Source organism: Micromonospora sp. NPDC000207 (assembly GCF_040300925.1).
Lineage (GTDB): Bacteria > Actinomycetota > Actinomycetes > Mycobacteriales > Micromonosporaceae > Micromonospora.
Genome location: NZ_JBEPEQ010000026.1, coordinates 30,718 through 50,682 on the forward strand (window position 1 = coordinate 30,718; position 19,965 = coordinate 50,682).

At 72.7% G+C, this 19,965-nt stretch carries 17 protein-coding genes, 2 tRNA genes and 1 pseudogene; 7 read left to right on the forward strand and 13 right to left on the reverse strand.

All coding sequences use genetic code 11. The features are described 5' to 3' along the window. Positions 1-18 precede the first annotated feature (18 nt). Positions 19-759 carry a lysophospholipid acyltransferase family protein gene (locus ABT336_RS09210; protein WP_350896010.1) on the reverse strand — a complete coding sequence of 247 codons (741 nt, stop codon included), beginning with the start codon at positions 757-759 and terminating at the stop codon, positions 19-21. Between the two features lie 125 nt (positions 760-884). Between ABT336_RS09210 and cofC the strand changes: the two are divergent. The 4 genes and pseudogenes from cofC to ABT336_RS09235 all read left to right on the forward strand — a co-directional run. Next, a pseudogene (gene cofC / locus ABT336_RS09215) lies at positions 885-1,502 on the forward strand (2-phospho-L-lactate guanylyltransferase); the annotation flags it as partial. Between the two features lie 268 nt (positions 1,503-1,770). Beyond that, complete coding sequence (locus tag ABT336_RS09225; RefSeq protein WP_502891142.1) at positions 1,771-4,203, forward strand: RNA degradosome polyphosphate kinase; 2,433 nt, start codon at positions 1,771-1,773, stop codon at positions 4,201-4,203. A 27-nt stretch (positions 4,204-4,230) separates the two neighbouring features. Next, positions 4,231-5,793, forward strand: a complete 1,563-nt coding sequence (locus ABT336_RS09230) for a CYTH and CHAD domain-containing protein (RefSeq protein ID WP_350896011.1) — start codon at positions 4,231-4,233, stop codon at positions 5,791-5,793. Then, positions 5,790-6,659, forward strand: coding sequence for an NUDIX domain-containing protein (locus tag ABT336_RS09235; protein ID WP_350896012.1), 870 nt, complete (start codon positions 5,790-5,792; stop codon positions 6,657-6,659). The genes ABT336_RS09230 and ABT336_RS09235 overlap by 4 nt, the downstream gene beginning before the upstream one ends. Before the next feature lie 217 nt (positions 6,660-6,876). Here ABT336_RS09235 and ABT336_RS09240 read toward each other — a convergent pair whose 3' ends face one another. The 3 genes from ABT336_RS09240 to leuC all read right to left on the reverse strand — a co-directional run bounded on the left by ABT336_RS09240 (position 6,877) and on the right by leuC (position 9,738). Beyond that, complete coding sequence (locus tag ABT336_RS09240) at positions 6,877-7,518, reverse strand: HU family DNA-binding protein (RefSeq protein ID WP_350896013.1); 642 nt, start codon at positions 7,516-7,518, stop codon at positions 6,877-6,879. 173 nt (positions 7,519-7,691) lie between these two features. Next, a complete protein-coding gene (gene leuD / locus ABT336_RS09245) occupies positions 7,692-8,279 on the reverse strand; it encodes a 3-isopropylmalate dehydratase small subunit (RefSeq protein ID WP_350896014.1) in 588 nt (195 codons plus the stop codon). Between the two features lie 16 nt (positions 8,280-8,295). Beyond that, positions 8,296-9,738, reverse strand: coding sequence for a 3-isopropylmalate dehydratase large subunit (leuC, locus tag ABT336_RS09250; RefSeq protein WP_350896015.1), 1,443 nt, complete (start codon positions 9,736-9,738; stop codon positions 8,296-8,298). Between the two features lie 49 nt (positions 9,739-9,787). Here leuC and ABT336_RS09255 point away from each other — a divergent pair, with 49 nt between their 5' ends. Beyond that, a complete protein-coding gene (locus ABT336_RS09255) occupies positions 9,788-10,474 on the forward strand; it encodes an IclR family transcriptional regulator (protein WP_350896016.1) in 687 nt (228 codons plus the stop codon). Between the two features lie 188 nt (positions 10,475-10,662). Here ABT336_RS09255 and ABT336_RS09260 read toward each other — a convergent pair. From ABT336_RS09260 to ABT336_RS09270, 3 genes are all read right to left on the reverse strand, one after another. Next, positions 10,663-10,735: transfer RNA gene (locus ABT336_RS09260), tRNA-Glu, on the reverse strand. Positions 10,736-10,874: 139 nt separating this feature from the next. Beyond that, positions 10,875-10,946: transfer RNA gene (locus ABT336_RS09265), tRNA-Gln, on the reverse strand. Between the two features lie 107 nt (positions 10,947-11,053). After that, positions 11,054-11,857 carry a fumarylacetoacetate hydrolase family protein gene (locus tag ABT336_RS09270; protein WP_350896017.1) on the reverse strand — a complete coding sequence of 268 codons (804 nt, stop codon included), beginning with the start codon at positions 11,855-11,857 and terminating at the stop codon, positions 11,054-11,056. Positions 11,858-12,014: 157 nt separating this feature from the next. Here ABT336_RS09270 and ABT336_RS09275 point away from each other — a divergent pair, with 157 nt between their 5' ends. After that, the gene (locus ABT336_RS09275; RefSeq protein ID WP_350896018.1) at positions 12,015-13,502 is read left to right on the forward strand and encodes a hypothetical protein; all 1,488 of its coding nucleotides are present in this window, start codon (positions 12,015-12,017) and stop codon (positions 13,500-13,502) included. Positions 13,503-13,538: 36 nt separating this feature from the next. Further along, entirely contained in the window at positions 13,539-14,465 is a 927-nt protein-coding gene (locus ABT336_RS09280) for a 3-methyladenine DNA glycosylase (protein WP_350896019.1), read from the forward strand. Between the two features lie 33 nt (positions 14,466-14,498). On the opposite strand, the gene arfB is transcribed toward ABT336_RS09280, so the two are convergent. The 6 genes from arfB to ABT336_RS09310 all read right to left on the reverse strand — a co-directional run bounded on the left by arfB (position 14,499) and on the right by ABT336_RS09310 (position 19,904). After that, complete coding sequence (gene arfB / locus ABT336_RS09285) at positions 14,499-14,924, reverse strand: alternative ribosome rescue aminoacyl-tRNA hydrolase ArfB (protein WP_350896020.1); 426 nt, start codon at positions 14,922-14,924, stop codon at positions 14,499-14,501. Positions 14,925-15,024: 100 nt separating this feature from the next. Then, entirely contained in the window at positions 15,025-15,882 is an 858-nt protein-coding gene (locus ABT336_RS09290; protein ID WP_350896021.1) for a S1C family serine protease, read from the reverse strand. Positions 15,883-15,976: 94 nt separating this feature from the next. Further along, a complete protein-coding gene (locus ABT336_RS09295; RefSeq protein ID WP_350896022.1) occupies positions 15,977-16,936 on the reverse strand; it encodes a VWA domain-containing protein in 960 nt (319 codons plus the stop codon). Next, positions 16,933-18,057, reverse strand: coding sequence for a DUF58 domain-containing protein (locus tag ABT336_RS09300; RefSeq protein WP_502891143.1), 1,125 nt, complete (start codon positions 18,055-18,057; stop codon positions 16,933-16,935). The genes ABT336_RS09295 and ABT336_RS09300 overlap by 4 nt, the downstream gene beginning before the upstream one ends. Before the next feature lie 50 nt (positions 18,058-18,107). Next, positions 18,108-19,187, reverse strand: a complete 1,080-nt coding sequence (locus ABT336_RS09305) for an AAA family ATPase (RefSeq protein ID WP_350896024.1) — start codon at positions 19,185-19,187, stop codon at positions 18,108-18,110. A gap of 183 nt (positions 19,188-19,370) precedes the next feature. Further along, positions 19,371-19,904: a hypothetical protein gene (locus ABT336_RS09310; RefSeq protein ID WP_350896025.1), complete on the reverse strand. Its 534-nt coding sequence runs from the start codon at positions 19,902-19,904 to the stop codon at positions 19,371-19,373. Between the last annotated feature and the right edge of the window lie 61 nt (positions 19,905-19,965).

Here is a 19,965-nt window from a genome sequence, read left to right on the forward strand (position 1 = left end):
CGGGGACCCCGCCGCCTGTCACTCGGGGCCTCCCGGCCGCTGGTCGCCGGCGCGGTCCGAGGCCGCCGGGCGTGTCCACAGCGGCGGTGGTGTCTCCTCGCGCAGCTCTGCGAGGAGGTCCCGCAGGCTCAGCATGATCTGGTCGGTCATCTCCTCCAGGACCACCCGGGTCGGTGCGGCCCCCTGCCAACGCGCCAGATCGATCGGGGGTCCCGCCGCCACGGTCACCGGGATGCGCGGTCGGGGGTCGAACCGTCCGGTGCGGGGGTCGAACATCCGCTGGGGACCCCACATCGCCACCGGGACCACCGGAGCACCGGTGGCCAGGGCCAGCCGGGCGGCACCGGTCTTGCCCCGCATCGGCCACAGCTGCGGATGCCGGGTGGTGGTCCCCTCCGGGTAGATCACCACCGCGCCGCCCTCGTCGATGGCGGCGACCAGGGCTTCCAGCGACTTGGCCGCCTCGGTCGTACCCCGCTCCACAGGGATCTGCCGGCACCGGTGCAGGAGCCCGCCGACCAGCGGAACCCGGAAGACGCTCGCCTTGCCGAGGAACCGGGGCCACCGGTCGGCGTCGTAGACGAAGTGGGCCAGGACCATCGGGTCGGCGTGCGAGAGGTGGTTGGCCACGATGATCGTGCCGCCGTCGCGGCGCAGGTGCGCCTCGCCCCGCCAGGTCCGCCGGGTCCAGATCGTCATCACCGGTTTGGCCAGCACCACGGCGAACCGTTGCCAGAACCCCAGCTTCCGGCGCCCCACCCTGCCTCCTCGTTGCCAGCCCCGCACGCCCCACGAACCCCCGCGCGCACCCGCAGCGAAATCATGCCTGCTCGCCCCGGGTCCGGCCAGTGAGGGTACCGGTGTGGGACTGGCAGGATGGTGCGGTGGCTCAGACCTGGACGGTGGTGGTGCCTGTGAAACGCCTCGGCGCGGCCAAGAGCCGGCTGCGGGGCGCCCTGCCGACGGTCCCACACGAGACCCTGGCCCTGGCCCTGGCGACGGACACCGTCCGGGCGGTGGCCGACTGCCGCCAGGTCCGCGAGGTGGTGGTGGTCACCGACGATCCACTGGTGGCGGCGTCGACAGCCGACCCGGGGCGGGTACGGGTGGTGCCGGACGTGCCCGACGCCGGGCTGAACGCCGCCCTGGCGTACGCCTCGGCCCTGGTCACCGGGGGGCCGGTGGCCGCACTCACAGCGGACCTGCCGGCGTTGCGTCCGACCGAACTCGCCGCCGCCCTGGCCGCTGCCGCCTCCCCACCGGTACGCCGGTTCGTCGCCGACGCCCCCGGCGACGGCACGGTGCTGCTCGCGGCACCGGCCGGGACGCCACTGGCCCCCCGGTTCGGTAGGGGTTCCGCCGCCGCGCACCGGGCCGGCGGGGCGGTGCCGTTGACAGGTGACTGGCCGAGCCTGCGTCGGGACGTGGACACCCCCGACGACCTGGCCGAGGCCGTCCGACTGGGACTGGGCCCCCGGACGGCCGCGCTCGTCGCCCCGGCCCCGGTGTACGGTGACGGCATGCAGGCAACGGTGGCCAGCTACGACGCGGCGACCCGCAGCGGGGTCCTCCTGCTCGACGACGGCACCGAGCTCACCTTCCCGGCCCGGGCCTTCGACGCCTCCGGTCTGCGGCTGCTCCGCCTCGGGCAACGGCTGCGGGTGGAGACCGACGCCGCCGGCGAGGTCGTCCGGGTGACCTTCCCGACGATGGCGTGATCCACCGGCGAAGTTCATTTTCCGTTCACCCGCATCAGGTGATTATGAGCAGGTGAGCACCCCTCGCAGGCACCCCAGCAACCGTGACTCCGCCGCGTCCGGCCCGTCCCGCGACGGTTCCCGCCCCCGCGGCGCCGACGGCCGTTTCCGCCCCACCGACCAGCCCGCCGCAGACCAGCCCTCCGTCGACCAGCCCTCTCTTGACGCCGAGCCCTGCGTCGAGGCCGCGCCGACGCCCTCCCCGGCCGAGGCCGAGGCCGAGGCGGAGGAGCTGCCCCGCCCGGAGCCGCTGAGCGCCGAGCCGCGCCCCCGCGACGCGGACAGGCTCGACGCCGCGTCGGCCTCGGCCGGGCTGGAGGAGGTTCTCGACGAAGGCCCGTACGCCGAGGACCGCGAACCGGATCAGCCCATCGCCGACCCACCCCTGCCGGAGGACCGTTTCCTCAACCGGGAACTCTCCTGGCTCGACTTCAACGCCCGGGTCCTGGCACTGGCCGAGGATCCGCGCACCCCCCTGCTGGAGCGGATGAAGTTCCTGGCCATCTTCGCCAGCAACCTCGACGAGTTCTTCATGGTGCGGATCGCCGGGCTCAAACGCCGGTTGCAGGCCGGACTCCCGGTCCGGGGTGGTGACGGGCTGCCGCTGCGGACCCAGCTGGAGTTGATCTCCGAGAAGACCGCGAAGCTGGCCGCCCGGCAGGCCGGCTGCTTCGTCGACGAGGTGCTGCCGAAGCTGGCCGCCGAGAACATCCGGATCCTGCGCTGGGGTGACCTCGACGACGCCGAACGGGAGCGGCTGCGGACGTACTTCCGGGAGCAGATCTTCCCGGTGCTCACCCCGCTCGCCGTCGACCCGGCACACCCGTTCCCGTACATCTCCGGCCGGTCGTTGAACCTGGCCGTCTCGGTGCGGGACCCCGACGGGGGCTCGGAGCTGTTCGCCCGGGTCAAGGTGCCGAACAACGTACCCCGCTTCGTCCGGGTGGGCCGGGACCTGCCCGGGGTGCGGTTCCTGCCGGTCGAGGACCTCATCGCGGTGCACCTGGGGCAGCTCTTCTCCGGGATGCGGGTCGTGGAGTGCCACCTGTTCCGGGTCACCCGCAACGCCGAGGTGGAGGTCGACGAGGACCGCGACGAGGACCTCCTCCAGGCCCTGGAGCGGGAACTGGCCCGGCGACGCTTCGGCCCGCCGGTCCGCCTGGAGGTGGCAGCGAACATCTCCGACCACATGCTGGAGCTGCTCGTCCGGGAGCTGGACATGGACGCCCAGGACGTGCTGCGGGTCCGGGGGCTGCTGGAGTTGTCAGCCCTCTGGCAGGTGTACGGCGAGGCCGACCGCCCCGACCTGAAGGACCCGCCGTTCGTGCCGGCCACCCACCCCCGGCTCACCGAGGGGGAGGTGCCCCGCAGCGTCTTCGCCACCCTGCGCGACGGGGACGTCCTGGTGCACCACCCGTACCACTCCTTCGCCACCAGCGTGCAGCGCTTCATCGAGCAGGCCGCCGCCGACCCGCACGTCCTGGCCATCAAGCAGACCCTCTACCGCACCAGCGGCGACTCCCCGATCGTGGACGCCCTGGTCGAGGCCGCCGACGCGGGCAAGCAGGTGGTGGTGCTGGTGGAGTTGAAGGCGCGCTTCGACGAGGTGGCCAACATCGGCTGGGCCCGGACGCTGGAACGGGCCGGCTGCCACGTGGTGTACGGCCTGGTCGGGTTGAAGACACACTGCAAGACGGCCCTCGTGGTCAGGCAGGAGGGCAACCAGATCCGCCGGTACTGCCACATCGGGACCGGCAACTACCACCCCAAGACCGCCCGGTTGTACGAGGACTTCGGCGTCCTCACCGCCGACCCGGAGATCGGGGCCGACCTGACCGACCTGTTCAACGTGCTCACCGGTTACAGCCGGCAGACCACCTTCCGCAGGTTGCTGGTGGCCCCGCAGGGGATAAGGCGTGGGCTGGTGGAACGGATCGAACGGGAGATCTCCCACGTCCGGCTCGGCATGCCGGGGCTGGTGCAGTTCAAGGTGAACTCGCTCGTCGACGAGAAGATCGTCGACGCCCTCTACCGGGCCTCCCAAGCCGGGGTGCACGTGGACCTGCTGATCCGGGGGATGTGCACGCTGCGTCCGGGGGTCCCGGGGCTGTCGGAGAACATCCGGGTCCGCTCGATCCTGGGCCGGTTCCTGGAACACTCCCGGATCTTCCGGTTCGGCAACAACGGCGACGCCGAGTTCTGGCTCGGCTCGGCCGACCTGATGCACCGCAACCTGGACCGCCGGATCGAGGCTCTGGTGCAGGTCAGCGACCCGGTGGCCCGGGCCGAACTGGACGCCGTGCTGGCCACCGCGTTCAGCGACGACGTCGAGGCGTTCGAGCTGGCCGGTGACGGCACCTGGAGTCGGCGTACCGGTCCGCAGGAGGCACCGGTGGACCACCTCCAGGATCTGTTGCTCCGTCGGGTCGGTGGCAGGTCCGGATGATCCGGCGGCAGGCATAGGGTGGCGGCGATGCTGGAAGAGGAACGCAAGTACGAGGTGCCTGACGACTTCGAGGTGCCTGACCTGTCCCCTGTCGCCCCGACCGGTGCCCGGGTGGAGTCCCGCTCCCCGGTGCGGCTGGTGGCGACCTACTTCGACACCGCCGACCTGCGGCTGGCCCGATCCGGGGTGTCGCTTCGGCACCGCCGGGGCGAGCCGGAGCCGTGGACAGTCAAGCTGCCGACCGACACCGTCGGCGTACGCCACGAGGTGTCCCGGCCCGGCCCACGCCGCGCCGGGGTCCCCGCCGACCTGGTGGAGCTGGTCACCGTCTTCGCCCGGGGTGCCGACCTGGCCCCGGTGGCCACCATCAGGACCAGTCGACGTCGCCACCAGGTGCGCGCCGCCGACGGTGCGCTGCTGGCCGAGGTGGCCGACGACCGGGTGACGGTCCTCGACGAGGCAGGTCGGGCAGCCGGGAAGTTCCGTGAGGTGGAGGTGGAACGGCGGGGCGGTGACGCCGACCTGCTGGAACAGCTCGACGGGCTGCTCACCGCCGCCGGGGCGGAGTCGGGCTCCTTCCTGCCCAAGCACGTCCGGGCCCTGCGGTTCGTCGTACCGGAGCAGGTCGGGGCACTCGGCACGGATCCCGAGGGGGAGCCCGACCTGGTCGCCCCGGCCGGGTTGCCGGACGACCCGGCCGCCGGGGACGTGGTGACCGAGGCGGTCCGCCGGGCCGTGTTCCGGCTCCTGACCCACGACCCGCTGGTCCGGTTGCGGGTACCGGTCCCGGGCAGCCACCGCAGTGCCCTGCAACAGATGCGGGTGGGGTGCCGACGACTCCGCAGCGACCTGCGTACCTTCGCGCCGCTCGTGGTGCCCGAGTGGTCCCGGCCGCTGCGGGAGGAGCTGCGCTGGCTCGCCGGGGTGCTCGGCGCGGCCCGGGACGTGGAGGTCCTGCGGGCGCGGTTGCGGCGCACCGCCGAGGCCGATCCGCTCGGCCCGTTGGACGCGGGGGCGGTGGACCGGCTGGACGCGGCGTTGGCGGCCCGGCAGGAGACGGCCCTGGCCGAGGTGGACGAGGCGCTGCGTTCGCCCCGCTACGTGGCGCTGACCGACGCCCTGGTGTTGGCCGCCCGGGCACCACGGCTGCGCCCCCGGGCCGCCGCACCGGCGGCCGAGAAGCTGCCCCGGCTGGTCCGGCGGCCGTGGCGGAAACTGACCGCCTCGGTCGGTGCGGACGCCGCCGGCCTCGACCCCCTCGGGCCCGACGACCACTGGCACGAGGTACGCAAGGAGGCCAAACGCGCCCGGTACGCGGTCAACGCCGTCGCCGGGGTGGTCGGCAAGGACGCCCGGAAGCTGGCCGAGGCGCTTGCCGACGTGCAGCGTCTGCTCGGGGAGCACCAGGATGCGGCGGTCGCCGCCGACACCTGGATCGAACTCGCCACCGCCTCGGGCGATCCGGGGGCGGCGCTGGTCGCCGGACGGCTGGTGGAGCGGGAACGCGCGACGGTCCGTCGGGTACGGGCCGACTTCCCCTCGGCGTGGGTGCGGGCTGACCGTGGCCGCCGTACGGGGTGGCTGCGGTGACCGAGGAGATCCGCGCCGCAGGTGGGGTGGTGTGGCGGCGTACCGCCGAGCGGGTCGAGGTGTGCCTGGTGCACCGACCCCGGTACGGCGACTGGTCGCTGCCGAAGGGCCGGTTGGAGCCGGACGAGGCACCACTGGTGGCGGCGGTACGGGAGGTGGCCGAGGAGAGCGACGTCCGGGCCGTGCCCCAGGTGCGCCTGCCCACCGTCCGGTACCTCGTCGACGGGCGACCGAAGCGTGTCGACTACTGGTCGATGGAGGCGGTGGGGACCGGTGGGTTCCAGCCGGGCACCGAGGTCGACGAGGTGGGCTGGTTCGACGTCGACGAGGCGGTCCGGCGGACCAGCTACCCGCACGACGCGGAGGTGCTCGCCGCGTTCGCGGCCCTGCCGACGGTCACCGGCACCGTGCTGCTGGTCCGACACGCCCGGGCGGGACGGCGGGCCACCTGGTCCGGTCCGGACACCGCGCGCCCGTTGGTAGCCACCGGACTGGCGCAGGCGGCGGCCCTGGCCCCCCTGGTCGAGGTGGTTCGCCCACACCGACTCCTGTCGGCCTCGGTTCGCCGGTGCGTCCAGACCCTCGGCCCGGCGGCCGAGTCGACAGGTCTGCCGATCGAGGTGGTCGGCGACCTGGACGAGCCGGCCCCCGGCCAGCAGCCGGAGGAACGGGTCCTGGCGGCTGCCGCCTGCCTGACGGAACTCGCCGTCGCTGGTGGACGCCTCGCGGCGTGCAGCCAGGGCAAGGTGATCCCGGGTGTCCTGGAGCGGCTGATCGGGCGGCCCGGCGACTATTCGACGCCCAAGGGCGGCGGGTGGTTGCTCGCCTTCGCCGCCGGACGGCTGCTCGCCACCGACCCGGTCTAGGAGGTCCCAGCACACCAGCATCCGCCCCTGGTGACCGCCGCCTGTCCGCCCTCATGACCGCCGCCCGTCTCCGCCCCTGGTGACCGCCCACCCCTGGTGACCGTCGGCGGGCGCCGGGGTGCGGCCGGGACGATGCCGTTCCCCTCGGCGGGCGCGGATCCGGCGGAGACGACGAAGGGCGTCCACAGCGACGGTGGACGCCCTTCGTGCAGGTGGCTCAGCGGCGGGAAGCCGCCTTCTTGGCCGGGGCCTTCTTGGCCGGCGACTTCTTCGCCGCCGTGGTCTTCTTGGCCGCCGTGGTCTTCTTCGCCGCCGTGGTCTTCTTCGCGGCCGTCGACTTGGCCGTGGTGGCGCTCTTCTTCGCCGGGGCGGCCTTCTTGGTGGTGGTGGCCTTGGTGGCGGTGGTCTTGGCCGCCTTCGCCGCGGTGGTCTTCTTGGCCGCCGCGGTGGCCGTCTTGCGCGCCCCGGTCGCCTTGGCGGTGGTCGCCCTGGCGGTCGCGGTCTTCGTGCCGGTCGCCTTGGCACCGGTGGTCCTGGCGGTGGACGTGACGCTCTTCTTCGCCGCCGCCGTGGCCTTCGGCACCTTGCCGCTGGCCACCATCTCCTTGAAACCGGCACCGGGACGGAAGGTCGGGACGGATGTCTTCTTGACCTTCACCGCCTCACCGGTGCGCGGGTTGCGCGCTGTTCGCGCCCCCCGGACACGCTTCTCGAACGCTCCGAATCCGGTGATGGCCACTTTCTCGCCTCTGGTGACCGCCCCCTGGACCTCAGCGAGGACTGCGTCGAGCGCCGCCGTCGCCGTCTTCCGGTCTCCCAGACGAGCGGCGAGGGCCTCGATGAGCTCGGCCTTGTTCACGACTTCCTCCCGATTGTGCAACTGACTCGACGCGAGCCATTCTGCGCGCACGGTATGCCCTGTGCTGCCCGGACACAAACATTCGGGGGAAAAAAGCCCTTGTGTCGTAACGGATTCCCCCCGCCGGGTCGTCCCGACGGGGGGTGGAAAGCGAGTAACGGTCGGGCGTAGGGCTATGCGACCGAGGGCAGGAACTGCGGGCGGGTCGCCTCGAAAGCGCCGATCGCGGACTCGTTGCGGAGGGTTAGTCCAATGTCATCCAAGCCCTCCATCAGCCGCCACCGGCTGAAGTCGTCGAGCGGGAACGACCACGTCGAGCCCCCGGCCCGGACCTCGCGGGCAACCAGGTCGACGGTTACCTCGGCAGTCGGGTCGGCCTCGACCAGAGCCCAGATCTGCTCGACCGCAGACTGTTCCAACTCCACCGGGAGCAACCCCTCCTTGAGGGAGTTGCCGCGGAAGATGTCGCCGAAGCGGGGTGAGACGACAGCCCGGAAACCCCAGTCCCGCAATGCCCAGACGGCGTGCTCCCGGGAGGATCCGGTACCGAACTCCGGACCGGCCACGAGAATCGATGCGCCGGCCCGTACGGGATCGTTCATCACGAATGCCGGGTCCTCCCGCCACGCACTGAACAATCCGTCGGCGAAGCCGGTCCGGGTCACCCGCTTGAGGTACACGGCGGGGATGATCTGATCGGTGTCCACATTCGACCGACGCAGTGGTACGGCCGTACCGGTGTGGGTGGTGAAGCTCTCCATCAGCTGACTGCCCTTCTCACAGATCGGCGGGGGCGGCCAGCCGACCGACCACGGCGGTGGCGGCGGCGACCGGCGGCGACACCAGGTGCGTACGCCCACCCCGCCCCTGACGGCCCTCGAAGTTGCGGTTGGAGGTGGAGGCGGAACGCTCCCCCGGCTTGAGCGTGTCCGGGTTCATGCCCAGGCACATCGAGCAGCCGGCGAACCGCCACTCCGCACCGGCGTCGGTGAAGACCTTGTCCAGCCCCTCGACCTCGGCCGCCTCACGGACCGCTGCGGAGCCGGGCACGACGAGCATCCGTACGCCGTCGGAGACCCGGCGACCCCGGATCACGTCGGCGGCGGCCCGGAGGTCCTCCAGTCGGCCGTTGGTGCAGGAGCCGACGAAGACCACGTCCACGGCCAGGTCCCGCAGCGGGGTCCCCGGGGTCAGGTCCATGTACTCCAACGCGCGGTGCGCGGCGGCCCGCTCGGGCTCGGTACCGAAGGAGTCCGGCTCCGGCACGGCGCTGCCCAGCGGCGCGCCCTGGCCCGGATTGGTGCCCCAGGTGACGAACGGGGTGACCTGCGAGGCGTCCAGGGTGACCTCGGCGTCGAAGACCGCTCCATCGTCGGTGGGCAGGCTCCGCCAGTGCTCCAGCGCGGCGTCCCAGTCGGCCCCCTGCGGCGCGTTCGGCCGCCCCTTGAGGTACGCGAAGGTCGTCTCGTCCGGCGCGATCATGCCGGCCTTGGCGCCCCACTCGATGGACATGTTGGCGATGGTCATCCGCCCCTCCATCGACAGGGCCCGGATCACCTCGCCCCGGTACTCCACGATGTGACCCCGGCCACCGCCGGTGCCCACCTGGGTGATCAGCGCCAGGACCAGGTCCTTTGCGGTGACGCCCGGGCCCAGCTCGCCGACCACGTTCACCGCCATCGTCTTCGGGCGGGCCTGCGGGAGGGTCTGGGTGGCCAGGACGTGCTCCACCTCACTGGTGCCGATGCCGAAGGCGAGCGCCCCGAACGCCCCGTGGGTGGCGGTGTGCGAGTCGCCACAGACGATCGTCATGCCCGGCTGGGTGACCCCCAGCTGCGGGCCGATGACGTGGACGATGCCCTGGTTCTCGTCACCGAGGGGGTGCAGCCGTACGCCGAACTCGGCGCAGTTGCGGCGCAGCGTCTCGATCTGGGTCCGGGAGGTGGGGTCCTCGATCGTGAGCAGGTCGCCCCGGCGCAACCGGAACGCCGGGTCGGCGTAGCCCGTCGGGGTGTTGTGGTCCTCCGTGGCGAGCGTCAGGTCGGTGCGGCGGACCCGGCGACCGGCCATCCGGAGCCCGTCGAAGGCCTGCGGGCTGGTCACCTCGTGGAGCAGGTGCAGGTCGATGTAGAGCAGGTCCGGCTCGCCCTCGGCGGACCGTACGACGTGTGCGTCCCAGACCTTCTCGGCCAGGGTCCTTGGTTGAGTGTCTCCCACCATCTGGACATCCTAAATTCTGGGAGGTAAATTTCGGCTTGTGGGACACAGTATGAGCGGTGTCGGCGTTCTCGACAAGGCGGTGGTCATCCTGGCCGCCTGTGTCGACGGCGCCAGCCTGGCCGAACTCGTTGACCGTACGAAGCTCCCCCGCGCCACCGCACATCGGCTGGCCCAGGCGTTGGAGATCCACCGGATGCTGGTCCGGGACACCCAGGGACGGTGGCGACCCGGCCCCCGACTGGGTGAGCTCGCCAACGCCGCACCCGACGTCCTGCTGACCGCAGCCGAGCCGCTACTGGCCGCACTCCGGGACGCCACCGGCGAAAGCGCCCAGCTCTATCTGCGCCGCGCCGACGAACGCATCTGCGTGGCCGCCGCCGAACGGGCCAGCGGACTGCGGGACACGGTGCCGGTCGGTTCGGTGCTGCCGATGACCGCCGGCTCGGCCGCGCAGATCCTGCTCGCCTGGGAGCCGCCCGAGGCGGTGATGCCGCTGCTCCCCCGCGCCAAGTTCACCGGCCGGACCCTCGCCGAGGTACGCCGCCGGGGCTGGGCGCAGAGCATCGCCGAACGGGAGCCCGGTGTGGCCAGCGTCTCCGCCCCGATCCGGGACCGGACCGGCCGCGTGATCGCCTCGATCAGCATCTCCGGCCCGATCGAACGCCTCGGCCGCCGCCCCGGCGAACGCCACGCCATGGCAGTCGTCCGCGCCGGCCAACGCCTCTCCGGCCTCTAACCCCACCCCCGCACCGCCCCCACCCTCCGCACTGCCCTGTTGATCAAGGGGTTTGCGTCACCGTTGGAGATCATCCAGACGCAAACCCCTTGATCAACAGGGCGATCCGGGGGGAGAGGGGGCGGTGGTGGGGGTGGTGGGGGGGAACAGGGAAGGCCCGTCTCGCTGGGCGAGACGGGCCTGTGCTGTAGCCCCGACCGGATTCGAACCGGCGCTACCGCCTTGAGAGGGCGGCGTCCTGGGCCGCTAGACGACGGGGCCAGAACTTTCTTCTTTCTCACCGCCCTTCCGGGCGGCTCCGCTGTACTCTATCAGAGATCTTTTCCTGCCCCCCTCGCGGGGAGCCGGAGTGGAACTCCATCACAAGCCAGCGACCGACGTTCGCTGGGAACGTCGGTTGCTGGGGTACCAGGACTCGAACCTAGACTAACTGAACCAGAATCAGTTGGGCTGCCAATTACCCCATACCCCATCGGCACCATCTGGCACCGGGGAGAAACTTTACCCTCCCCGGGCCGAGTGGCCAAATCCGACCCCCCAAACCGCCCTTGAGCTGCGGTTTCACCCATCGGACCACTGTCAGACCGGGACCACCGGATTGGTCAGGTCACCGATGCCCTCGATCCGTACGGTGACCGTATCCCCGTCCGTGAGGGGACTAACCCCCGCCGGGGTGCCGGTCAGCACCACGTCTCCGGGGAGCAGCGTCATCACGTGTGAGATGTAGGACACCAGCGCCGGTACGTCGAAGACCATGTCCCGGGTCCGGCCGAGCTGACGTACCTCCATGGTCTCGTCGGAGTCGCGCCCCACCTCGCACCGGATCTCCAGGTCCCGGACGTCAAGCCCGGTGGTGATCCACGGGCCGATCGGGCAGAACGAGTCGAAGCCCTTGGCCCGGGTCCACTGGCTGTCGGTGTTCTGCAGGTCCCGCGCGGTGACGTCGTTGGCGCAGGTGTAGCCGAAGATGGCCTTCTCCGCGGCAGCCCGGTCCGCCCGCCGGGCTCCGGGCGCCCCGATCACCACTGCCAGTTCCGCCTCGTGCTCGACCTGCTTGGAGAAGATCGGCAGCCGGATCGCGTCCCGGGGGCCGATCACCGAGGTGGAGGGCTTGAGGAACAGCAGCGGCTCGGTCGGCACCTCGTTACCCAACTCGCTTGCGTGTTCGGCGTAGTTGCGTCCCACGCAGACCACCTTGCTGGGCAGGATCGGCGAGAGCAGCCGGACGTCCGACAGCGCCCAGCGGGACCCGGTGAAGGTCAACTCACCGAACGGGTGCCCCTGGATCTCGGCGACGGTCAGCCCCTGGGGGCCGGCCTCCGGCTCGCCCTCGACGGCTCCGAACGACATTCCCTTGGCATGAGCAAAACGAGCGATACGCACCCCGCCAATCTAGCCGCCCGACCAGGAGAAGGGGCTGCCCGCGCACCCGCACGGCGCGGCAGCGTACGTCACCGGCCGGTCGGCGGGGCGGAGTTCGGCGCTTCGTACCCGCACGACGTCACCGCGCCCCTACCGTCGGCGACGGAGGTTCGTTGGTATGCCTGCATCGAGACGACACCACAGAGCCATCGCGGTGCTCGCGCACTGCCTCGGCGCCCTCGCCGCTCTTCCGGCCCTGGCCCCGCAGCCGGGGGCCCCGCCACCGACCACACCACCGGCACCGGCCCAGTCACCGGCGACCACGCCGACACGGGCGGCGGTCGCCCCGACACCGGCAGGGGTCACACCGACACCGGCGGCCGTCGCACCGGTGCTCGGGGCCGGTCACGCCCTGCCGGTGGCGGCGGCCACCGTCGGGCCGAGCGTCACGTCCACCACCATGCCGTCGGCCCCACCGGCGGTACCGACCCCGGACCGGGCGCCGCTACGGGCGTCGACCCCGACCGTCACGGTGGCGGTCACCTCGGCCGGCACCCCGGCACCGGGCTACCGGATCCAGGTCCGCAACGCCGGTGACCGGGCGGTCGACACCACGGTCCGGCAGGAACTGCCCGCCGGGGCGTCGCTCAGCAACGTCACCGGCGGTGGCCGGTCGAGTCACGCGGCCGGGCGGCCCGACGAGGTGACCTGGCAGCTCAAGCTGCCACCGAAGGGCACCACCACGTTGCAGACCACGCTGCACACCGACAACCCGAACCGGCCCCTTGCCGCACCCGCCTGCGCGTACCGCGACGACGGGCGGCGGCCGTACGACTGCTCCACGGCGATCTGGAGCAACGTCGCGCAGACTGCCGACGAACCGGCCGGGGGCGGCTGGCTGCGCCTGCCGATCCTGCTCGGGGTGCTGGCGCTGCTGCTCGTCCTGGGCGGGTTCGGCCTGTGGTGGTGGCAGCGTCGTCGCCGGACCCGGGCGTACGCCGCCGCTTCGGCAGGGCCACCGACCGACCCGCAACGGCCCGCGTCGGTGGGGGGCGCCCCGGAGTACGCCGCCCTGGGGCGTCGGTCCGGCGCACCCGGGACGGTCTACCCGAAGCCGGGGGCTCCACGGGCACCACAGCGCCGCCGTACTCCACCGGTCTGGCTCCTGGTGGGCGCCGCCGTCCTCGTCCTGGTCGGCGTGGTGGGGGTGGCGGGGTGGACCGGGACCCGTCAGGTCACCGCCATGAACGCCGGCCAGCAGCCGACGAGTGGGGCCTGGGTGGGGCGAGGCGTGTCCGGGCCGGTCGGCGTGCCGCTGCGGGAGACGGCGTTCGAGTTCACCGTCTACCGGGTCGACTGCGGTGCCGCCGACACCGACGGTCGCCGGTGCGACGCCACGGTGGGGGTACGCAACGTCACCCCGGACCAGCAGGCCTGGCACGGTCAGCTCCAGCGGGCGTACCTGCCGGCCGGGCGCTGGGTGGGCGTCGACGAGTCGGCCACCCGGGCGATGAACCAGGGGCGGGACGTCTTCGCCGACCCGGTGGCCGCCGGGACCCGGCTGGTCCTGCCGCTGGTGTTCACCGTCGCCGACGGGGAGACGCCCGAGCAGCTGGAGCTGCGCAGCGGGGTCTTCTCCGCCGGGGTACGGGTGGACGTTCCCTGAGCGGGGCGGCCGGGGTGGCGGTCGTACCCTTGCCTGGTGACCGCCGCCCCCGACTCCCTCGTCGTGCTCGCCCCGACCGACTGGCGGGCGCGGCGGCAGGCCCACGAGGAGCGGGTGGACGCCTGGCTCGCGCCGCACCTGGCCCGACGACGTCGGGGTGAGAAGCACCCAGTCGAGGACTTCCTCTTCACCTACTACTCGCACCGTCCGGCCCAGCTGCGCCGGTGGCATCCCGGTGCCGGGGTGGTCCTGGCAGACGCCGAGCCGGACGAGTTCGGGCGGGACTACCGCGCCACCGCCGCCGGGGTCACCCTCGACACCCCGGGGGTACGCGACCGGCGGGCCGAGTCGGTCGAGTGGATCGGCACCCTGCTCGCCGCCACCGCCGGGCGCTCGGCCCACCTGGGCTGCTTCGGGATGCACGAGTGGGCGATGGTCTACCGGCAGACCCAGGAGGAGGTACGCCACAACGCGTGGCCGTTGCGGTTGTCCCCGGAGCGGACCGCCACCGTGGTCGAGGAGCGGGGGGTCCGGTGCTCCCACTTCGACGCGTACCGGTTCTTCACCGCTGCGGCCCGCCCGTTGAACGTGCTCACCCCCCGTCGGGAGACCCAGCACGCCAACGAGCAGCCTGGTTGTCTGCACGCCAACATGGATCTGTACAAGTGGGCGTACAAACTGTCGCCGCTGGTGCCGAGCGAACTTGTCGCCGACGCCTTCGCCCTGGCCCGGGAGATCCGGACGCTGGACATGCGGGCCAGCCCGTACGACCTGGCCGCCCTGGGGTATCCCCCGGTCCTGGTGGAGACCGCGGAGGGTCGGGCCGAGTACGCGGCCACCCAGCGGACCTTCGCCGACCGGGCCGCCGCCCTGCGGCACCGCCTCCTCTCCGCCCTCGGGGTGAGGACGGGCCCCCTGTCAACGCCGGGGGCAGCGAAGGGCTCCCTTCCACAACGACAGTGAGCAGTACGAACGCGTCGGGTCCCCGCAGGACGGTCAGTCGTCGTCGGCCCGTCGGTCCCGCTTCCGTTGTGACCGACGCTTCTTCTCGGCCAGCCGGCGTTCCTTGGCGCCCCGGGAGGGGCGGGTGGGCCGACGGGGCGGCGGTGGCGGGGCGACGGCTTCCCGCAGCAGCGCGGCCATCCGGTCCCGGGCCGCCGCCCGGTTGGCGAGCTGCGCCCGGTGCTCGCTGGCCACGACGGTCAGCACCCCGTCGACGAGCCGACCGGCGAGCCGGTGCAGCGCCCGGGTTCGCAGCGACTCGGGCAGGCTCGGCGAACCGGCCAGGTCGAAGCTCAGCTCGACCCGCGAGTCGGTGGTGTTCACCCCCTGGCCTCCGGGGCCGGACGAGCGGGAGAACCGCTCCCGCAGCTCGGCACCGGGCACCGAGAACCGATCGGTGACCCGCAGTCCGTCGTCCATGCCCCGAGGCTAACGGTCCCCGGGTTCGTCCTGGTTCTTCGGTCCGGTTCTTCGGTCCGGCGGTCGAGGCCGTGGTGGATCATGCACTCTCCGCGCGGGCTCAGCCGCCCTTTCCGATGATCGTGTCGGCACTCTGCTGAACCTGCTCGATGGGGATGGCGAAACCGATCCCGATCGACCCGTTGCCGTCGATGGTGGCGATCGCGGTGTTCACCCCGACGACCTCACCCCGGGCGTTGACAAGGGGTCCCCCCGAGTTGCCGGGGTTGATGGAGGCGTCGGTCTGAACGGCGGTGTGCCGGTTCGACCCGAGGCGTACCTGCCGGTCCAGGGCGCTGACGATGCCGGCGGTGACGGTACCGGCGAGTCCCAGCGGCGAACCGACGGCGAGCACCGGCTCTCCGACCCGGGTCGCCCCCGGCTTGGCCAGTGGCAGCGGGGTCAGCCCGGCGTCCGGTGGAACCCGCAGTACCGCCAGGTCGCTGCCCGGCTCCCGACCGACCACCTCGGCGGGGAACCGCCGACCGTTCGGCGTCTCGACCGTCACTCCCCCGCCGACGCCCCTGGCGAGGATGTGGTCGTTGGTGATGATGTGCTGCTCGCCGTCGATGGCGAACCCGGATCCGGTGGCGGACCGACCTCCCGCCCCGGCCACCAGCACCGACACCACCCCCGGGACGGTCTTCCCGGCGGCGGTCACCAGTTCCGCCGGGACGGCCGCCGCCGTCGCGGCGGTCTCGGGCTCCCCGGCCTGGCCGGCGACCCAGCCACCGGCCGCCGCCCCGGAGAGGGTGGAAAGGGCCACCACCGTCAGCCCGGCCAGCAACCGGCCCGGCCGCCGCCGTCCCGGGTCCAGACCCGTTCCCGGTACGCCCCACCCGCCGTGCCCGTCCGGGCCGAGGTCCGGGGAGACGAACCACGGGCCACGGGGCTCACCCAGTCCGGTCTGTGTTGCCATACGTCGCTCCTCGAAGGTCGGGGCGGGCGGGTCAGGGGCGGGTCGGTGAACCGGTCCCAGGGCGGGTGGCCGAAGGCCGGGGCGGGCGGACGGGTCAGGGCAGGCGGGAGAACCATCGGAGGGAACCGGCCGCCGCCGCCATGGCGAACACCAGACCGAATCCGATGAACCGGGCCGAGATGTCCTGCCGCTGGGTGCGGTAGCCGACCGAGGTGCCGATGTCCTCGTAGACAGCGCGCAGCTCCTCGGTGGTGGTGGCCTCGTGGAAGCCCCCGCCGGTGGCCTCGGCGACCGCCCGCAGCGTCTGCCCGTCCACAGGTACCTGGATCGGGCGGCCGCCCCGGTCGACGAACCCGGACGGGGTGCCGAACGAGATGGCGTGCACCGGCACCTCGACCGCCACCGCCTCCGCCGCCGACTCCATCGGGTCCATTCCGGACGTGTTCGCCCCGTCGGAGAGCAGGATGATCCGGGCCGGTGGGGGTTTCGTCGCCGCCTCGTGGTCCAGTGCCCGGATCGTGCCGAGGGAGGCGCTGATCGCCTCCCCGATCGCTGTGCCCTGAACCCCGGTGATGCCCTCGGCGAGCCGGTCGATGCCGTCGTGCAGCGCCTCCCGGTCGGTGTCCGGCGGCACCATCACCGCCGCACTCCCGGCGAACGCCACCAGACCGACGTTGAACTCCTGCGGCAGTCCGTCGATGAACCGACGGGCCGCCGACTTGGCCGCGTCGAGCCGGTCCGGGTCGACGTCGGTGGCGAGCATCGAGGTGGAGACGTCCACGGCGACCACCACTGTGGCCCGTTCCCGGGGCACCCGGACCTCGGCGGCGGGCCTGGCGAACCCGGTCACCAGCAGCGCCAACATGGTCAGGAACAATCCGGCCGGTACGTGTCGCCGCCAGGCCGGACGCTCCGGTGCCACCCGGTCCAGCAGCCGCAGGTTCGTGAAGCGGACGGCGTACCGGCTCTGTCGACGCTGGACCAGCAGGTAGCCGACAGCGAGCGCGGCGACCCCGAGCAGCAGCCAGAGCCGTACCGGTGACTGCCAGATCATGTGGCACCTCGCCGGGCCGAGGCGGGTACGGCGGCCAGTCGGCGCTGGGTGTGGACGTGCCGGACGACGTCGAGGGTCCAGTCCCGGTCGGTCCGCAGTGGGAGGTGGGTCGCCGCACACCGGCGGATCGCCTGACGCACCTGGTCGCGTTGGGCGGCGGCGGCGAGCGCGTACCGGCGGCGCAGCCCGGGGTCGGAGGTGCAGACCTCCCGGCGGCGACCGGTCTCCGGGTCGACCAGGGTGATCAGGCCGACGTCCGGCAGTTCCAGTTCCCGGGGGTCGGTGATCTCGACGGCGAGGACCTGGTGTCGGACGGCGAGCCGGCGCAGCACCGGCTCCCAGGGTGCGGGGCGGTCCGGGTCGTCGGGGAGGCCGTCGAGGAAGTCGGAGACGACGACGACCAGGCCCCGCCGGGTGGCGACCCGGTGTGCGGCGGCCAGCGCGTCGACGAGGGTGGGTGGGCTCGGCGTCGCCGGGACCCCGGACCGTCGGGGGTCGCCGGAGCGTCCGGTGACACCGGCGTCGGGTCCACCCGTCCGAGGCGCGGTCAGCAGGGTCCGGAGCAGACCGAGCAGGTGGGTACGCCCGGACCGGGCGGGGAACCGGCGGACCGCAGTGGCGTCGAGGACGTGGGCGCCGAGGCGGTTGCCCGCCCCGGCGGTGAGGAACCCGACGGCGGCCACCGCAGCGACGGAGAGTTCCCGTTTGTCCAGCTCGGCGGTGCCGAACTCCATGCTGGGGCTGGCGTCCACCACCAGCCAGGTGGTCAGCTCCCGGTCCGCGTCGACCTCCCGGACGTGGGCGACCGCGGTGCGGGCGGTCACCGCCCAGTCCATCCGCCGTACCTCGTCCTCGCCGGGGCGGTACTCCCGGCTTCCGGCGGCCTCGCTGCCGGGACCGCGCAACAGGCCCCGGTACTGCCCGTGCAGCAGGCCGTCGAGGCGTCGGGTGACTGTGAGTTCCAGCCGCCGCAGCCTTCGGTGTCCGGTGAGATCGGTCAGGTCCGGGTCCGACGGCCCGGCCCACCCCCCGCTACCGGCGGACCGCCCGGGTGCACCGGTGGCGACCGCCACCGACCCGGCCCGGGTCGGGGTGGCCGAGGAGGGGGTGGGTGGGGCCATCCCGAGCCAACTGGCGGCGGGCCGGACGGCGGCGAACAGGTCACGCGGGCTCATGCCACGGTCCGGTCGATGCCGGCGGGTACGTCGACGCCGAAGGCCACCGGCCGTTCGTCGCGGCCGGGGGCGATCCTCGGCGGGGGCACCACCTCCAGGAGCCGCCGGACCACCGACTCGGCGGCGACCCCGTCGGCCACCGCGTCGAACGAGAGCACCAGCCGGTGGGCCAGCACGTCCACCGCCAACTCCCGGACGTCCTCGGGCAGCACGTACTCCCGGCCCCGCAGCAGCGCCTGGGCGCGGGCTGCGGCGACCAGGCCGAGGGTGGCCCGGGGGCTGGCCCCGTACGCCAGCATCGGGGCGATCTCCGGCACCCCGAACCGGGCCGGGTCGCGGGTCGCGAGGACGAGCCGGACGACGTACTCGGCCAGGGCGTGGTGGACGAAGACCCGACCGGCCCGGCGTTGCAGGTCGCGCAGTCGCAGTGGGTCGAGGACCTGCCGGGGTCGGGGCCGGTCGCTGCTCATCCGGTAGAGGATGGCCAGTTCGTCGGCGTCGCCGGGGTAGTCGACGACGATCCGCATCAGGAACCTGTCCCGTTGGGCCTCCGGCAGCTGGTAGACCCCCTCGGACTCGATGGGGTTCTGGGTGGCCAGCACCAGGAACGGCTCCGGTACGGGGTAGGTCCGGCCGCCGATCGACACCTGCCGTTCGGCCATCGCCTCCAGCAGTGCGGACTGCACCTTGGCCGGAGCCCGGTTGATCTCGTCGGCGAGGAGCAGGTTGGCCATCACCGGACCGAGTTCGACGTCGAAGTCCTCGGTCGAGGCCCGGTAGATGCGGGTACCGACGATGTCCGAGGGGACCAGGTCGGGGGTGAACTGGATGCGGGAGAACCTGCCCCCGACGACTGTGGCGAGGGTCTGGGCGGCCAACGTCTTGGCCACTCCGGGTACGCCCTCCAGCAGGCAGTGTCCGTCGGCGACCAGTGCGGTGAAGAGGCGGTCGACGAGCCGGTCCTGCCCGACGATCACCCGTTTGACCTCGAAGAGGGTCTGTTCCAGCTCGGAGCCGCTCGCGTCGGGATCGACAGTGGTGGGCAGGCTGGCCAGGGTGTCCGAGATGTCCGTCACGGTGCTTGCTTCCCGAGCGGGTGCCCCGACAAACGTCGGACTTGGCGGGCCAAGGACCACCGATGACCCCTCAACCGGGCAATCCCGACACGTCCCCCCACCCGCGCCGGTCGGGACGGATCACCTTCGACACAGACGGTGCCGGCCACCCCGACGGGGCGACCGGCACCGGTCCGGTACGGATCAGCGGGTGAAGACCGCCAGGTGGAACGGCCGGTCACTGGGGACCCCGGCCGAGCTGTAGGTCTGGACGAAGACCGCGTTGGGCGTGATCAGCCGCGGCGCCACCGAGATCTCCCCGGCCGGGGGAACGCAGCAGTCCTGCCCGTCCCCGACGCTCGCCACGTAGCCACCCTTGGTCAGGTTGCGGTTGAACACCACCTGGTACTGCCCGGGGCCGTACCTGGTGGCCGAGACCGCGTCGTGTCCCCGGACGAGGACCCCGGCGGCGCTGACCACAGCGAAGGAGGTGGAGCCGGCGACCGCGTTGGTGCCGACCCCCTTCTTCAGGGCGGCCTTGGCGTCCCGGGCCTCCTGCGCCGTGACCGGCGGCTGCCCGCCGACGGCACCGGCGCGCAGACCGGGCTGGGAGGAGTCGAGGGGGGACTTGGCGACGGTGGTGGGCTGGGCGGCAGCGGCGATGCCGCCACCGGCCAGGGTCAGCGCCAGCACGCTGAACGCCACCGCCGCCGACCTGCGCGAGAAGAACTTGGCCATGACAGTTTGCTCCCTTGATTGACCGGAGGTAATACGGGCCGACTCGCCAGAGACGAGTCGA

Coding starts and splice junctions, on each gene's coding strand:
- ABT336_RS09230 (WP_350896011.1), top strand. CDS start 4,231: ATGCTGGAAGAGGAACGCAAGTACGAGGTGCCTGACGACTTCGAGGTG.
- leuD (WP_350896014.1), bottom strand. CDS start 8,279: ATGGAGAGCTTCACCACCCACACCGGTACGGCCGTACCACTGCGTCGG.
- leuC (WP_350896015.1), bottom strand. CDS start 9,738: ATGGTGGGAGACACTCAACCAAGGACCCTGGCCGAGAAGGTCTGGGAC.
- ABT336_RS09255 (WP_350896016.1), top strand. CDS start 9,788: ATGAGCGGTGTCGGCGTTCTCGACAAGGCGGTGGTCATCCTGGCCGCC.
- ABT336_RS09275 (WP_350896018.1), top strand. CDS start 12,015: ATGCCTGCATCGAGACGACACCACAGAGCCATCGCGGTGCTCGCGCAC.
- arfB (WP_350896020.1), bottom strand. CDS start 14,924: ATGGACGACGGACTGCGGGTCACCGATCGGTTCTCGGTGCCCGGTGCC.
- ABT336_RS09290 (WP_350896021.1), bottom strand. CDS start 15,882: ATGGCAACACAGACCGGACTGGGTGAGCCCCGTGGCCCGTGGTTCGTC.
- ABT336_RS09295 (WP_350896022.1), bottom strand. CDS start 16,936: ATGATCTGGCAGTCACCGGTACGGCTCTGGCTGCTGCTCGGGGTCGCC.
- ABT336_RS09300 (WP_502891143.1), bottom strand. CDS start 18,057: ATGGCCCCACCCACCCCCTCCTCGGCCACCCCGACCCGGGCCGGGTCG.
- ABT336_RS09310 (WP_350896025.1), bottom strand. CDS start 19,904: ATGGCCAAGTTCTTCTCGCGCAGGTCGGCGGCGGTGGCGTTCAGCGTG.